Raw genomic sequence first — 16,075 nt, 5'->3', positions numbered from 1 at the left:
CAGGCGTCTCCTATAGCTTCTCGACGTTCACCAGGAACGACTTGAATTCCGGGGTCTGGGTGTTGCCGTCGCCCACGAAGGGGGTCAGCGTGTTGGTCAGGTGAGCCTTTCTCGCCACGCCGGTGAAGCCCCAGTGGATCGGGATACCGACCTGATGCACGGTGCGCCCGTCCACCTGCAGCGGACGCAGGCGCTTGGTCACCACCGCCACCGCATCGATATGCCCGCGCTTGGAGCGCACCCGCACCTTTTCCCCCGCGGCGATGCCCAGCTCGCCAGCCAGCACCTCGCCGATCTCGACGAACTTTTCCGGCTGGACGATGGCGTTGAGCAGCACGTGGGTCGTCCAGTAGTGGAAGTGTTCGGTGAGGCGGTAGGTGGTCGCCGCATACGGAAACTCTTCGTAGGTGCCGAAGGTATGTCGATCTTCGGCGAAGATGCGGGCAACCGGGTTGTGGTAGGCCAGCGGATTGTCGGGGTGCAGCGGATTGTTGGGGATCGGCGATTCCAGCGGCTCGTAGTGCTCGGGGAACGGCCCCTCGCCCAGCCACTCGCTGGCGAAGAAGTGCCCGGTGCCGCTCTCGGTGAGGATGAACGGCTTGACGTCATCTTCCGGCGGCGCGGCCACGGGGTAGTCCGGTACGTCGGCACCGACCCAGCGTTCGCCGTTCCACCAGACCAGCGCACGGTTCGGGTCCCACGGCGTGCCGTCAGGTCGGGCCGACGCGCGGTTGTAGAGAATCCGCCGGTTCAGCGGCCAGGCCCAGGCCCAGCCGAGGGTGACACCGATGTCGTAAGGGTCCGAGTTGTCGCGCCGATCCATCATGTTGCCCTGCTCGGTCCAGGCGCCCGAGTAGATCCAGCAGCCGCAGGACGTCGAACCGTCCGCGCGCAGCTCGCCGAAGTCGTTGAGCAGCTCGCCCTTGCGACGGATGATCCGCCCCTGGTCATCGATGTCCGCCAGCGCGCGGCCGTTGTATTCCTTGGCCAGCTCCGACGCGGCGGGATGCGCCGGGTCGCTGTAGTCCCAGGTCAGGTTGAGGATCGGCTCGGGGAAGGCGCCGCCCTCCTGCTGGTAGAGCTTCTGCAGGCGGTGGAACAATCCGGCGAGAATCGCCGTGTCGGTCTTCGCCTCGCCGGGCGGTGGTGCCGCCTGATGGTGCCATTGCAGCCAGCGCGAGCTGTTGGTGATCGAACCGTCGTCCTCGGCGAAGGTGGTGGTCGGCAGGCGGAACACCGCGGTCTGGATCTGGCTCGGATCGACGTCATTGAACTCGCCATGGTTCTTCCAGAACTCGCCGGTCTCGGTGGCCAACGGATCCATGATCACCAGCCACTTGAGCTTCGACAGCCCATCCAGCACCTTCGCCTTGTTCGGAAAGGCCGCGAGGATGTTGAAGCCCTGACAGAAGGCGCCGGTCATCTTGCCCTTGGTCATGTCGTTGACCGCGTAGAGCACGTCGTACAGCGGCTCGGACAGCTTCGGCAACCAGTCGTAGCACCAGTCGTTATCGGCTGTTGCCGCCTCGCCATAGAACGCCTTCATCATGCTGACGAAGAAACGCTCGTAGTGCTTCCAGTACGACACCTGGTTGGGCAACAGCGGCTGGCGCACCTTCTGCCGGATGTAGTCCTCATAGCGCTGGGCGCCGGCCGCCGGCAGCGTCATGTAGCCGGTCAGCAGGTTGGAGAGCAGGCCGATGTCGGTCAGCCCCTGGATGTTGGAGTGCCCGCGCAGCGCGTTGACCCCGCCTCCCGGCATGCCCATGTTGCCCAGCAGCAGCTGGACCATGGCGCCGGTGCGGATCATCTGCGCGCCGATGGAATGCTGGGTCCAGCCCAGGGCATAGAGGATGGTCATGGTCTTGTCGGGCGCCGCGCTCTGCGCCAGCAGTTCCCAAAGCTGCAGAACCTTGGCCTGCGGCATGCCACAGACACGCTCGACCATCTCCACCGTGTAACGGCTGTAATGCTTGCGCATCATCTGGAACACGCAGCGCGGGTGCTGCAGCGTTTCGTCGCGACGGACGAAGCCCTGCTCGTCCAGGTCGAAGTTCCAGGTGGCCTTGTCGTACTGGTGGCGTTCCTCGTCGTAGCCGGTGAACAGCCCGTCGTTGAATTCGAAGCCTTCACGCACCAGGTGCGCCGCATCGGTGTAGTGCAGCACGTATTCGTGGGCGTAGCGATCGTTCTCGATCAGGTAGCTGATCAGCCCGCCGAGGAAGACGATATCGGTCCCGGTACGGATCCAGGCGTGATAGTCCGCCACCGCGGTGGTGCGGTTGTAGCGCGGGTCGATGGAGATCAGGATCGCGTCGCTGCGCTCCTTGGCCTGCATGACCCAGCGGAAGCCCACCGGATGCGCTTCGGCCGAATTCCCGCCCATGGACAGGATGATGTTGGCATTGCGGATGTCGACCCAGCTGTTGGTCATGGCACCGCGACCGAATGAAGGGGCAAGACCTGCCACCGTCGGTCCGTGTCAGACGCGCGCCTGGTTGTCGAGTTTGAGAATACCCAGCGCCCGGGAGATCTTCTGCGTGAGGTAGGCCGTCTCGTTGGTGCACGCCGAGGCCGCCACCATGGAGGTGGTCATCCAACGGTTGACCAGCTGTCCCTGGTCATCGTGGGTCTCGAAGTTGCGGTCGCGGTCGTCCTTCATCAGGCGGGCGATGCGGTCGAGCGCCTCGTCCCAGCTGATGCGCTTCCACTCGTCGGTACCTGGCTCGCGCACCTGCGGGTAGCGCACCCGCGAATCGCTCTTGATGAAATCGAGCACGCCGGCGCCCCGTGGGCAGAGCGAACCGCGGCTGACCGGATGATCCGGGTCGCCCTCGACATGGAAGATATGGTCATGGCTGTTGATCGCGCCGTCGCCGCGCGCGTACAGCAGCATGCCGCAGCCCACCGAACAATAAGTGCAGATGTTGCGGGTGACCTTCGCACCGGTGAGCTTGAAATGCCGCACCGAGGCCAGCGCCTCCTGCGGGGCGAACCCCATCATCGCCATGCTGGAAGCGCCCAATCCGGCTGCGCCCAACTTGAGAAACTGCCGCCGGGATACTCGTGCCGTCATCGGTATCTCCTGTCATGAATGCTCGGCTCAACTGCTAGAGGGTCGACTGGGTACGGCTGGCAGAGGTTCAGACGGGATGACGGGCGGCTCTACCGCCGGGGATGCAAGGTGGTCGGAATGCGCTGCGTCCCGTCGGAAGCGTGACTGCGAGGATGCACAAAGGGCCGCTTAGCGGCCCTCGCGCAACCGCTCGAGCAGCTCCCTTCCCAACCGCTGGCGGGTGTTGCCGTAGTCGGACCAGGGGTCGTCGCTGCGCGTATTCAGGTAGTCGCGGACGTTGCCCAGCCGCCACTGACCGGCGCCTTCCAGGTGGCGCACCTCTTCCAGGCTCACCGGCAGCGACACCCCAAGGCCGGGCCGCGCCCGCACCGAGTAGGCGGCGACAGTACTGGCGCCCTTCTGGTTGCGCAGGTAGTCGACGAAGATGCGCCCGACACGATTCTGCGGGCCCATCTTGTCGACGATCAGCTGCGGCGACTCCCGCGCCAGCCGCTCCGTCACCGAGCGCGCGAAGCTGCGCGCACAATCCCAGTCGTGGCGCCGCTCGATCGGCACCACCACATGCATCCCGCGCCCGCCGCTGGTCTTGAGGAAGGCGCGCAACCCCAGCTCATCCAGCAGCGCCAGGGTCAGCTCGGTAGCCTCGACCATGCTCGCCCAGGGCAGTGCCGGGTCCGGATCCAGATCGAAGATCACCCGGTCCGGTCGCTCGATGCGATCGCTGCGGGCGTTCCAGGTATGGAATTCGACGCTGCCCATCTGCACCGCCTCGATGACGGCGGTGATGTTGTCGGCCTGGATCAACCGGGCGTGCTCGGGATCGAGGTTTTTCGGCAGCGCGCGCATGTGCGGCATCTTCAACCGGCCGCAATGACGCTGGAAGAAGCTCTCGCCGCCAATACCTTCCGGCGCGCGGACGATGGAAAGCGGTCGCCCGGCGAGCTGTGGCACCAGCCAGTCCGCCACCGCCAGGTAATACTCTGCCAACGCCAGCTTGGTGGTGCCGCTGGCCTCGTCGATCACCCGCTGATGGCTGCTGATGCCGACACCGCCTACCAGTGGGCGAGCGCTGTCCTTTCGCGCGGCCATGCCTCAGCTGGCCTTCTTGCTGGATTTGCTGCTCGCCGCCGGTGCCTTGCGTGTGCGTGACGAGCTGGACGACTTGCTGGTCTTGGCCTTGCTCGCAGGCTTGGATTTGGCTGGCGCCTTTTCCGGCGCATCGTCCTCTTCGTCCGCCTCGGCGGCGCGCGCCTTGCCCGGCTTGGCAGCCAGGCTGCGCTTGAGCAGCTCGGTGAGGTCGATGACATCCGCCGAGCGGCGATCCACCGCCTCTTCCGGCCCGCCCACGGCTTCCAGCTTGCCTTCGCGAGCCTTCTTCTCCACCAGGTCCATGATCTGGTCCTGGAAGGTGTCCTTGTACTGCTCCGGCTTCCACTTCTCGGTCATGTCTTCCACCAGACGCTTGGCCATGTCCAGTTCGCGCTCGGCCAGGTCCGGATCGAGCGCTTCGTCCTTCAGTTCGAGGTACTCGACGCCGCGCACCTCGTCGGCCCAGCGCAGGGTGTTCATCACCAGCGCCTTGCCCAGCGGCATCACCACCGCCAGATGCTGCTTGTTGCGCAGCACCACGTTGGCGATGCCGACCTTGCCGGTCTGGATCAGCGTCTCGCGCAAGAGCGCATAGACCTTTTCCCCACGCCGGTCCGGGGTCAGGTAGTACGGCGTGTCGATGTAGAGAAAGGAGATGTCCTTGGCATCGACGAAGGCGACGATGTCCACGGTCTGCGTGGCCTTGGGATGCGCCGCCTTGATCTCGTCGTCGCTGATGACCACGTAGTGGCCCTTCTCGTACTCGACGCCCTTGACGATGTTCTCGCTGTCGATGTCCTCGCCGGTGGTCTTGTTGATGCGCTTGTAACCGACCCGATCCATGCTGCGCTTGTCCAGCCAGTCGAAATCGATGCCCTGCCGTGTAGTGGCCGGCACCAGCGCCACCGGGATGTGTACCAGTCCGAAACTGACCGCGCCTTTCCAGATCGTGCGTGGCATACCCTGTACTCCTTCGCGTAGGTGCCGGCCCGCGGTCAGCCGTTGACCACGGTGCCGCCGTTGACGTGAATCACCTGCCCACTGACATAGGCCGCATCGCTGCTGGCCAGGTAGACGTAGGCCGGCGCCACCTCTTCAGGCTGGCCAGGCCGTTTCATCGGCACGTTGGAGCCGAATTCGGCGACCTTGTCGGCATCGAAGGTGGAGGGAATCAGGGGCGTCCAGATCGGTCCCGGCGCCACCGAGTTCACCCGGATGCCGCGCTCGGCCAGGCTCATGGCCAGGGCACGGGTGAAGGCGACGATGGCGCCCTTGGTGGAGGAATAGTCGATCAGCATCGGGTTGCCCTTGTAGGCGGTCACCGAGCTGGTGTTGATGATCGAGGCGCCTTCCTGCAGGTGCGGCAACGCCAACTGGGTCAGCTGGAACATGCCGAACACGTTGGTACGGAAGGTCTGCTCCCACTGCTCCGGTGGGATGTCCTCGAAACGATCACGGGGATGCTGCTCGGCAGCATTGTTGACCAGGATGTCCAGCTTGCCGAACTGCGCCAGCGTCTCGTCGACGACCTTGCGGCAGACATCGCGGTCGGCCACGTCACCGGCGAAGGTCAGGCAGCGCCGGCCGTGTTGCTCGACGTCCTTGCGTGTCTGCTCGGCATCCTGGTGTTGGTCGAGGTAGAGGATGGCCACGTCGGCACCTTCGCGGGCGAACAGCACCGCCACCGAGCGGCCGATACCACTGTCGCCACCGGTGATGATGGCGACCTTGCCGGCGAGCTTGCCGGCCGCCTTGTAGTCCTCACCGCGATATTCCGGGCGCGGGTTCATCAGCCCTTCCTTGCCGGGTTCCGCCTGCTTCTGTGGGGGTAGGGTCTGATTGTCGTCGGCCATGGAAAATCCTCCGTCAAGGTAGTGAGCCTGTCTTCGGAGGACTGGAACGCTGCGAGAAAAGTTTCTGCGGGGCGATGAGAGGGCCCGGCCACGGGGCCCTCGCGGATCAGGAAAGCGTCAGGACGACACGACCACGCGGGATGCCGCTTTCGACGTAACGATGGGCCTCGATGGCCTGCTCGAAAGGAAACTGCCGGTCGACCTGCGGACGCACCAGGCGGTCGACGGTCAGTTGGTTGATGTGTTGCAGCGCGCGTTCGACGGCCTCGCGGTTCTGCTCGATGCCCAGCTCCGGCTGCCCAGTGAAGTCGCAAAGGCAATGCAGGAAGAATTTGAAGTTCTTCTTGAAGGCCGCACACACCGGCAGGGCCGTTTCGTTGCCGCCGTTCATGCCATAGAGGATCAGCTTGCCCAGCGGCGCCATGACATCGCCGAGCAGTTTCATCTGCGAGCCGCCACAGGCATCCAGCACCACCTCGACACCGCGACCTTCGGTCAGCTTCTGCAGGCGACCGACCAGATCTTCTTCCTCGGTGACGATCACCGTCTCGGCACCCAGTTCACGCAGGTAGTCACGGTCCTCGCTGGTGTCACAGGTGGCGATCACCCGCCCGCCCAGCGCCTTGGCCAGCTGCACGGCAGCCGGGCCGGTGCAATGCGCGGCCTGGTTGATCAGCACGTACTGACCGGGCTCCAGCTGAGCCAGTTCGACCAGGGCGAAATAGCTCACCAGCATCGGCGTATAGTGGATCGCCGCCTCGCTGGCGCTGAGCATGTCCGGGTAATGCACCAGGGCCTGCTGCGGCAGCAGCGCGTGTTCAGCATACAGCGGGTACTGATTGAGATCGTGGGCGGGGAAACCCGCCACCTGGTCGCCGACGCTGAAGCCCTGGACACCCTCTCCCACCGCCAGCACCTCGCCCGCCACCTCGCTGCCGAGCCCGGCGGGCAGACGCGCATGGCGCGGCGCCAGGTCCTGCCGCCAGAGCACGTCGTTCCAGCTCACGCCGACGGCGCGCACGGCGATCAGGACCTCGCCCGGGCCGGCAACCGGCACCGCGCGCTCTTCCTGACGCAATACGTCGGCCGGGCCGAACTGATGAAAACGGATGATGCGGGACATTGCGACCCCTCGCTTACTACTGTGCAAACGGACTCTATCGTCAGTATCGTCACAACTCCAGCGAGCGACGCGGATTCCCATCGATAGTTGCCATGCACGGCAATGATGGGTTTGCGTATGTATCCCCGCGGGGCGCATCGCAGGTTTGTGCATTTCGAAAGCGGAATCGGGCATGCGCTCGTCTGCGCAAGCTGTCTAGAATGCAGCGACCCACCGAACCGGACCGTGGTCCGGCCACCAGGCTCGACGTGAACCAGGCATGAATCGCAACGACCTTCGCCGTGTTGACCTCAATCTGCTGATCGTCTTCGAAACGCTGATGCACGAGCGCAGCGTGACCCGCGCCGCCGAGAAGCTCTTTCTCGGCCAGCCGGCGATCAGCGCCGCGCTGGCCCGACTGCGCGCGCTGTTCGACGACCCGCTGTTCGTGCGCACCGGTCGCAGCATGGAACCCACTGCCCGCGCGCTGGACATCGCCCAGCTGTTGTCGCCGGCGCTGGACTCGATCTCCACCGCCGTCAGCCGCGCCTCCAACTTCGACCCGGCCACCAGCACCCAGGTGTTTCGCATCGGCCTGACCGATGAGGTCGAGTTCGCCCTGCTGCCGCCGCTGCTGCGCCGCCTGCGCGCCGAAGCGCCGGACGTGGTGCTGGTGGTGCGGCGCGCCAACTACCTGTTGATGCCCGGCCTGCTGGCATCCGGCGAGATTTCGGTGGGCGTCTGCTACACCGAGGAGCTGCCGGCCAACGCCAAGCGCAAGGTATTGCGCCGGCCCAAACCGATGCTGCTGCGGGCCGACAGCATTCCCGGCCGGCTGAGCATGGAGGACTACTGCAGCCGTCCGCATGCCATGGTTTCCTTTGCCGGCGACCTCAACGGCTATATCGACGAGGAGCTGGCCCTGCACGGCTGCAAGCGCAAGGTGGTGCTGGCGGTGCCGCAGTTCAACGGCCTGGCCAGCCTGCTTGCCGGCACCGACATCATCGCCACCGTCCCGGATTACGCCGCGGCCGCGCTGGCGGCGAACGGCGGCGTGCGCGCCGAGCCCCTGCCCTTCCAGACCAGCCAGGACTTCGAGCTGTCCATGGCCTGGCGCGGCGCCCAGGACAATGACCCCGCCGAGCGCTGGCTGCGCTCGCGTATCCAGATGTTCGTCGGCGATCCGGATAGTCTGTAGGGTGGAAAACGGCGCAGCCTTTTCCACGCGTATCCATACCCACGCACACTGCCTCGTGATTCCAGTGCCCTGCCCTGGCGGCTCCTTTTACCAACCGGGATAGCCCTCGATTGGTGGAAAGACCTGGCGGCCGTTATCCACCCTGCGGATATCACGTGGGCCTGATACTCGATGCCTAACCATAACCGCCAATGATATTCACCTTCGCCTCGTTCGATTTCTGCTGAACGGCTTGACCACGCAGACTCCTGCCATCAACAAATCCGACTTGCGGAGTCAAGCATGGAACGTTCGCTCAACGCCTTGCGTTTTCCCCTCATTGCCGTGGCGGTGCTGATCACCGCCGCCTGCGGCAAGGCACCGGAGGCCACCCAGTCGGGCATGCCACCGCCCGCCGTCAGCGTCGCCTGAGGTCATCGAACAACCGGTGACCGAGTGGGACGAGCTCACCGGCCGCCTGGAAGCTCCGGAGTCGGTGGAGATTCGCCCACGCGTGTCCGGTTTCATCGACAAGGTGGCCTTCGAGGAAGGTGCGCTGGTGAAGAAAGGCGATCTCTTGTTCCAGATCGACCCGCGCCCGTTCCAGGCCGAGGTCAAGCGTCTGCAGGCGCAGCTGCAACAGGCCCGCGCCACCCAGCAGCGCACCGTGGCGGAAGCCGAACGGGGTGAGCGTCTGCGGCAGAAGAATGCGATCTCCGCCGAACTGGCCGATGCCCGCGTGAGTGCCGCCAGCGAAGCGAAGTCGGCAGTCGCGGCGATCCAGGCGCAGCTGGACAAGGCCCAGCTGGACCTGTCCTTCACTCGCGTGACGGCGCCCATCGACGGCCGCGTCGGCCGCGCGCTGATCACCTCCGGCAACCTGGTCAATGCAGGCGAGGCCCTGCTGACCACGCTGGTCTCCACCGACAAGGTCTACGCCTACTTCGAAGCGGATGAGCGCACCTACCTCAAGTACCGCGAACTGGCCCGCAATGGCGACCGCGGCGAGACCACGCCGGTCTACCTCGGCCTGTCCGACGAGGATGGCCACCCGCACCTGGGCCACATGAACTTCATCGACAACCAGGTCGACCCGCGCACCGGCACCATTCGCGGCCGCGCGGTGTTCGACAACCGCGACGGCAACTTTACCCCCGGTCTGTACGCGCGCCTGAAGCTGGTCGGCAGCGCCACCTACGACGCCGTGCTGATCAAGGACGTGGCGGTCGGCACGGACCTGGGCAAGAAGTTCGTTCTGGTCCTGGCCGAGGACGGCACCGTGGCCTACCGGCCGGTGGAGCTCGGGCCCAAGCTCGAAGGCCTACGTATCGTTCGCAGCGGCCTGGCCAAGGGCGAGAGCATCGTGGTCAACGGCCTGCAGCGGGTACGCCCGGGCAGCCAGGTGCAGCCGGAGAGCGTACCGATGGCCGATGCCGAGACCCTCGCGACCCTTGATCGCCAGCGCCGCGCGATCAGCGAGGCGATGAAACCGCAGGTGGTCGAGCGCACGCTGGCCCAGCGCCCGAGCAGCTGAGCATCGTTCGACAGCTGCCCTGAACCCCGGCGCGCCAGGCGCGCCCATCCGATCGATCCGCCAGGGCGCGCCCGCCGCGCCCTACCCCGGAGTGCGCCATGAATTTCTCGCAATTCTTTATCAAGCGGCCGATTTTCGCCGCCGTGCTGTCGTTGGTGATCCTCATCGGCGGCGCCATCTCGCTGTTCCAGTTGCCGATCAGCGAATACCCGGAAGTCGTTCCACCCACCGTGGTGGTGCGGGCCAACTTCCCCGGCGCCAACCCCAAGGTGATCGGCGAGACCGTTGCCTCGCCGCTGGAACAGGCCATCACCGGCGTCGAGGGCATGCTCTACATGTCGTCCCAGGCGACCGCCGACGGCAAGCTGACGCTGACCATCACCTTCGCCCTCGGCACCGACCTGGACAACGCCCAGGTGCAGGTGCAGAACCGGGTGACGCGCACCATGCCGACCCTGCCCACCGAAGTGCAGCGCCTGGGCGTGACCGTGGACAAGGCGTCCCCCGACCTGACCATGGTGGTGCACCTGACCTCGCCGGATAACCGCTACGACATGCTCTACCTGTCCAACTACGCCGCACTCAACGTCAAGGACGAGCTGGCGCGACTGGACGGTGTGGGCGACGTGCAGCTGTTCGGCCTGGGCAACTATTCCCTTCGGGTCTGGCTCGACCCGAACAAGGTCGCCCAGCGCAACCTCACCGCCACCGACGTGGTCAACGCCATCCGCGAGCAGAACCGTCAGGTCGCCGCCGGTGCACTGGGCGCACCACCAGCGCCGGGCGCCACCGACTTCCAGCTGTCGATCAACACCCAGGGGCGCCTGGTGGACGAGGAGGAGTTCGAGAACATCATCGTGCGCGCCGGCGAGGACGGCGAGATCACCCGCCTGAAGGACATCGCCCGCATCGAACTGGGTTCCAGCCAGTACGCCCTGCGCTCGTTGCTGAACAACCAGCCGGCGGTGGCCATCCCGATCTTCCAGCGGCCGGGCTCCAATGCCATCGCCATCTCGGACCTGGTGCGCGAGCGCATGGCCGAGCTGAAGCAGAGCTTCCCCCAGGGCGTGGATTACGAGATCGTCTACGACCCGACCATCTTCGTGCGCGGCTCCATCGAGGCGGTGGTGCATACCCTGCTCGAGGCCATCGTGCTGGTGGTGCTGGTGGTGATCCTGTTCCTGCAGACCTGGCGCGCCTCGATCATTCCGCTGGCCGCCGTGCCGGTGTCGCTGATCGGCACCTTCGCGGTGATGCACCTGCTCGGTTTCTCGCTCAACGCGCTGTCGCTGTTCGGCCTGGTGCTGGCCATCGGCATCGTGGTGGATGACGCCATCGTCGTGGTGGAGAACGTCGAGCGTAACATCGGCCTCGGCAAGTCGCCGGTAGAGGCGACCCGCCAGGCCATGAAGGAAGTCACCGGGCCGATCATCGCCACCGCCCTGGTGCTCTGTGCGGTGTTCATCCCGACTGCGTTCATTTCCGGCCTCACCGGGCAGTTCTACCAGCAGTTCGCGCTGACCATCGCGATTTCGACGGTGATCTCGGCGTTCAACTCGCTGACCCTGTCGCCGGCGCTGGCCGCTACCCTGCTCAAGGCCCACGATGCGCCCAAGGACGGTTTCTCGCGGCTGCTCGACCGACTGTTCGGCGGCTGGCTGTTCCGCCCCTTCAACCGCATGTTCGACCGCGCCAGCCATGGTTACGTTGGCATGGTACGGCGCATCCTGCGCGGCAGTGCCGTGGCCCTGCTGGTCTACGTCGGCCTGGTGGGCCTGGGGTACATGGGCTTCGCCACCACCCCGACCGGCTTCGTTCCACAGCAGGACAAGCAATACCTGGTCGCCTTCGCCCAGTTGCCGGACGCCGCTACCCTGGACCGCACCGAGGACGTGATCAAGCGCATGTCGGAAATCGCCGGCAAGCATCCGGGCGTGGAAAACACCGTGGCCTTCCCGGGGCTGTCGATCAACGGTTTCACCAACAGCCCGAACAGCGGCATCGTCTTCACCCCGCTCAAGCCCTTCGATGAGCGCAAGGACCCGTCGCTCTCGGCCAACGCCATCGCGGCGGACCTGAACGGCCAGTTCGCGCAGATCCAGGATGCCTTCATCGCCATCTTCCCGCCGCCGCCCGTGCAGGGCCTGGGGACCATCGGCGGGTTCCGCGTGCAGGTGCAGGACCGCGGCAACCTGGGCTACGAGGAGCTGTACACCCAAGTGCAGAACGTCATCGCCAAGAGTGCCGACTATCCGGAGCTGGCCGGCCTGTTCACCAGCTATCAGGTCAACGTTCCGCAGGTGGACGCCGATATCGACCGCGAGAAGGCCAAGACCCACGGCGTGGCGATCGATGACATCTTCGACACCATGCAGGTCTACCTGGGCTCGCTGTATGCCAACGACTTCAACCGCTTCGGCCGCACCTATCAGGTCAACGTCCAGGCCGACCAGAAGTTCCGCCTCGTGCCCGAGCAGATCGGCCAGCTGAAGGTGCGCAACAACCGCGGCGAGATGCTCCCTCTGTCGACCTTCGTCAGCGTCACGGACAGCGCCGGCCCGGACCGGGTGATGCACTACAACGGCTTCCTCACCGCGGAGATCAACGGCGCCGCCGCACCGGGCTACAGCTCAGGGCAAGCCGAAGCAGCCATGGAACGACTGCTCCAGACCGAGCTGCCCAACGGCATGACCTACGAGTGGACCGAGCTGACCTACCAGCAGATCCTCGCCGGCAACACCGCGGTGTTCGTCTTCCCGCTCTGCGTGCTCCTGGCCTTCCTGGTGCTGGCAGCGCAGTACGAAAGCTGGAGCCTGCCGCTGGCGGTGATCCTGATCGTGCCGATGACGCTGCTCTCGGCCATCACCGGGGTGATCCTGGCCGGTAGCGACAACAACGTCTTCACCCAGATCGGCCTGATCGTGCTGGTGGGCCTGGCGTGCAAGAACGCGATCCTGATCGTCGAGTTCGCCAAGGACAAGCAGGAGGAAGGCATGGACCGGCTCGCCGCCACCCTGGAGGCCTGCCGCCTGCGCCTGCGGCCGATCCTGATGACCAGCTTCGCCTTCATCATGGGCGTGGTACCGCTGGTGCTTTCCAGCGGGGCCGGCGCCGAGATGCGCCATGCCATGGGCGTGGCGGTGTTCTCCGGGATGCTCGGGGTGACCTTCTTCGGGCTGCTGCTGACCCCGGTGTTCTATCTGGTGATTCGCGCCTTCGTCGAGAAGCGCGAAGCGCGCAAAGCGGTATTCAAGGAGGCCCGCGCATGAAGTTCTTCGCCCTTTCCCTGCTCGCCCTGACCATCACCGGTTGCGCCGTCGGCCCGGATTACCGCGCGCCGCAACCGGAGCCGGCGCGGCTGCTTCAGGCCGAGCGCGGCGACCACGACCGCTCGCGCTTCGAGGCGGCCTGGTGGCAGCAGTTCGAGGACCCGACACTGGATGCCCTGGTCGGCGAAGCACTGGCTGAAAACCGCGAGCTGCGTATCGCCTATGCCCGTCTGCGTGCGGCGCGGGCTATTCGCGATGATGTCGGCAATGATCGTCTGCCCACCGTCACCGCAGGTGCGCGCGCCGATATCGGCAAGGCCCAGCAACCCGGTTTCAGCGAAGAGCGGGTGAACGCCGAGCGTTACGATCTGGGCGTGGACATGGCCTGGGAGCTGGACCTGTTCGGCCGTATCCAGCGCAGCCTGGAGGCCAGCGAAGCGCAGGCCGAAGCTGCCGAGGCCGAGCTCTATCAGCTGCAGGTCAGCCTGATCGCCGAACTGGTGGATGCCTATGGTCAGCTGCGCGGTGCCCAGCTGCGCGAGCGGATCGCTCGCGACAACCTGGCCAACCAGCGCAATTCCCATGAACTGACCGAGCAGCTGCGCGAAGCGGGTGTCGGCAGCGAACTCGATGTGCTACGCGCCGACGCCCGTCTGGCGGCCACCGAGGCGAGCCTGCCACAGCTGCAGGCGCAGCAGACCCGCGCCCGCAACCGCATCGCCACCCTGCTCGGCCAGCGCGCCGATCAGCTCAGCGTCGACCTCTCGCCCCGCGAGCTGCCGGCGATTGCCAAGGCGCTGCCGATCGGCGACCCCGGCGAGTTGTTGCGCCGACGCCCGGACATTCGTGCGGCCGAACGCCAGCTGGCCGCCGCGACTGCAAACGTCGGCGTGGCCACAGCCGATCTGTTTCCGAGGGTGAGTCTGTCGGGCTTTCTCGGCTTCATCGCCGGACGCGGCTCGCAGATCGGCTCCAGCGCCGCACAGGCCTGGGGCGTAGCGCCCAGCATCAGCTGGGCGGCGTTCGACCTGGGCAGCGTGCGCGCCCGTCTGCGCGGTGCCGAGGCGGATGCCGACGCCGCGCTCGCCGGTTATGAGCAGCAGGTGTTGCTGGCGTTGGAGGAATCGGAAAACGCCTTCAGCGACTACGCCCGCGCTCAGGAGCGCCTGTTGTCGCTGCTGCGCCAGTCCACCGCCAGCCGCGCCGCGGCACAGCAGGCGGAAATTCGCTACCGCGAAGGCACGGCGGACTTTCTCGTACTGCTCGATGCCGAGCGCGAACGGTTGCTGGCCGAAGACGCCCAGGCCCAGGCCGAAGTCGAGCTGTATCGCGGCGTAGTTGCCATCTACAAGGCGCTCGGTGGCGGCTGGAGGCCGAGCGCCTGATATCGGCTCTCTCGTTGGATCGCCTCCTGGTCGATCACTTCTGCCCCGGGTGCTGCAACGCCGCGGGGCATTTTTTTGTCGCTCGGCAGCACCACTCTTTCGTCCGCCTCGCTCTTGAGCGAAGCACGCCGTGTCTGGACGCCTCAGTAGCGTAGACTGCCGATGAATACACCGGCTGGCGCCAGCTTCGACCCGTTTGTATTGTCGGAGGCGGACAACAATCCGGACTGACCCAGATGCCCCTAGAAGCGCTCATGAACCCATCCGTGTCCAGCCAGCTCCAGCAGGCACTGGCGCTGCTGCAGCGTCACCTGGGCGGGAACCTGCTGGCCGTGCATCTGTTCGGCTCGGCCGTTGTCGGTGGCCTGAAACCCGGCAGCGATCTCGACCTGCTCGTTACCGTCGCCGCCCCCCTGCCGAAGGACACGCGTCACTCGCTGATGCGCGAGCTGCTGATGATTTCCGCCTGGCCGGCCAACGAGCGAATGCGCCCGCTGGAAGTCACCTGGGTGGTACACCACTCGGTACGGCCCTGGCGTTATCCGGCAATGCGCGAACTGCAATTCGGCGAATGGCTGCGCGCCGATATCGAAGCCGGCCGCATCGAGCCGCCCCAGCAGGACCACGATCTGGCCATTCTTCTGCATCAGACGCGCAAGAACGGCCTCTGTCTGATCGGCCCTGGCGCGGCCGAATTGTTCGACCCGGTGCCCGAGGAGGACATGCGCCAAGCCTTGCGCGACACGCTGGCGCAATGGCGCGAGCCCGCCGACTGGCAGGGAGACGAATGCAACGTGGTGTTGGCCGTGGCGCGCGCCTGGCTCACCCTGACCACGGACGCCATCGCCCCGAAGGACGTCGCAGCGATCTGGCTGCTCGAGCGTCTGCCGGATGAGCACCGTGCCGTGCTGGAGAAAGCCAGCCAGGCCTATCGGGGCGATGCGATCAAAAAGCCTGCCCTGAACCCACAGGCGGTGGAGGCGTTCATCCGGCATGCGCAAACGCGGCTGCAGCCGTCGCAACCAACAGGAGCAGAGCGATGATGACCACTGACCAGATCGCCGCCTTCTGCCTGGCTCTGCCCGGCACCCGTGAAGATCTCAAGTGGGGCAGCAATCGGGTGTTTTCCGTGGCGGGCAACAAGATGTTCGCCGTTCTCGATTTCCTTGGCGAGAACCTGGCATTCAAGGTCCACAGCGACCTCTTCCTGGGTTTCGTGGACCGTCCCGGCATCCGCCCTGCTCCTTACCTGGCACGGGCGCACTGGATCAGCATGAGCAGTTGCCAGATCCCCATGGGTGACGACGAGCTGCGCGACCTGCTGACCCGCGCGCACCAGCTGGTGGTACGCAAGCTGCCGAAGCGCCTGCAACCCGGGCTGTTACTGGATCTGGATTGAGTCAGCGCTGGACGGGTCAGTCGCAGCGAACCGACGGCGATGCACGCAGGCGATATCGAATCCTCCTGTCATTGCAGCGGCTGCGCCGGTCTCCTCCGCCCTCGGCGCTTCAGACCTGCCGGGCCAGCCGGTGTACCCGTGGCTGCTAGGCCACGGTCGCTGGGCCACCGGCAAAATGTGACGTAGTGCCG

At 65.7% G+C, this 16,075-nt stretch carries 10 protein-coding genes and 1 pseudogene; 6 read left to right on the top strand and 5 right to left on the bottom strand.

All coding sequences use genetic code 11. The features are described from left to right. Window positions 1–10: 10 nt before the first annotated feature. From fdnG to P5703_RS09125, 5 genes are all read right to left on the bottom strand, one after another. Complete coding sequence (fdnG, locus tag P5703_RS09145) at window positions 11–3,076, bottom strand: formate dehydrogenase-N subunit alpha (protein WP_285586237.1); 3,066 nt, start codon at window positions 3,074–3,076, stop codon at window positions 11–13. 168 nt (window positions 3,077–3,244) lie between these two features. Then, the gene (ligD, locus tag P5703_RS09140; protein WP_285586235.1) at window positions 3,245–4,165 is read right to left on the bottom strand and encodes a non-homologous end-joining DNA ligase; all 921 of its coding nucleotides are present in this window, start codon (window positions 4,163–4,165) and stop codon (window positions 3,245–3,247) included. A gap of 3 nt (window positions 4,166–4,168) precedes the next feature. Beyond that, window positions 4,169–5,125 carry a non-homologous end joining protein Ku gene (gene ku / locus P5703_RS09135; protein WP_014596735.1) on the bottom strand — a complete coding sequence of 319 codons (957 nt, stop codon included), beginning with the start codon at window positions 5,123–5,125 and terminating at the stop codon, window positions 4,169–4,171. Between the two features lie 35 nt (window positions 5,126–5,160). Further along, entirely contained in the window at window positions 5,161–6,018 is an 858-nt protein-coding gene (locus P5703_RS09130) for an SDR family oxidoreductase (RefSeq protein ID WP_125856195.1), read from the bottom strand. A 106-nt stretch (window positions 6,019–6,124) separates the two neighbouring features. Continuing rightward, window positions 6,125–7,141: a zinc-dependent alcohol dehydrogenase family protein gene (locus tag P5703_RS09125; RefSeq protein ID WP_045159067.1), complete on the bottom strand. Its 1,017-nt coding sequence runs from the start codon at window positions 7,139–7,141 to the stop codon at window positions 6,125–6,127. 259 nt (window positions 7,142–7,400) lie between these two features. On the opposite strand from P5703_RS09125, the gene P5703_RS09120 reads away from it, so the two are divergent. From P5703_RS09120 to P5703_RS09095, 6 genes and pseudogenes are all read left to right on the top strand, one after another. Beyond that, window positions 7,401–8,318 carry a LysR substrate-binding domain-containing protein gene (locus P5703_RS09120; protein ID WP_285586228.1) on the top strand — a complete coding sequence of 306 codons (918 nt, stop codon included), beginning with the start codon at window positions 7,401–7,403 and terminating at the stop codon, window positions 8,316–8,318. A 282-nt stretch (window positions 8,319–8,600) separates the two neighbouring features. Continuing rightward, window positions 8,601–9,831: pseudogene (gene mexE, locus P5703_RS09115) on the top strand (multidrug efflux RND transporter periplasmic adaptor subunit MexE). A gap of 98 nt (window positions 9,832–9,929) precedes the next feature. Beyond that, entirely contained in the window at window positions 9,930–13,100 is a 3,171-nt protein-coding gene (locus tag P5703_RS09110) for an efflux RND transporter permease subunit (protein ID WP_285586225.1), read from the top strand. Beyond that, complete coding sequence (locus P5703_RS09105; RefSeq protein ID WP_285586221.1) at window positions 13,097–14,485, top strand: efflux transporter outer membrane subunit; 1,389 nt, start codon at window positions 13,097–13,099, stop codon at window positions 14,483–14,485. Before P5703_RS09110 ends, P5703_RS09105 begins: the two co-directional genes overlap by 4 nt. A gap of 254 nt (window positions 14,486–14,739) precedes the next feature. Further along, on the top strand, window positions 14,740–15,528 hold the full coding sequence (locus tag P5703_RS09100; protein ID WP_285586216.1) for an aminoglycoside adenylyltransferase family protein: 789 nt from the start codon (window positions 14,740–14,742) through the stop codon (window positions 15,526–15,528). Further along, window positions 15,528–15,884 (top strand): MmcQ/YjbR family DNA-binding protein, encoded by a 357-nt coding sequence (locus P5703_RS09095; RefSeq protein ID WP_026006504.1) that lies wholly within the window; start codon window positions 15,528–15,530, stop codon window positions 15,882–15,884. The genes P5703_RS09100 and P5703_RS09095 overlap by 1 nt, the downstream gene beginning before the upstream one ends. Window positions 15,885–16,075: the final 191 nt, after the last annotated feature.

The organism is Stutzerimonas sp. FeSN7, assembly GCF_030263795.1.
Taxonomy (GTDB): Bacteria; Pseudomonadota; Gammaproteobacteria; order Pseudomonadales; family Pseudomonadaceae; genus Stutzerimonas; species Stutzerimonas stutzeri.
The sequence above is the reverse complement of the archived record's forward strand: the minus strand, read 5'-3'. Positions and strand labels throughout refer to the sequence as shown.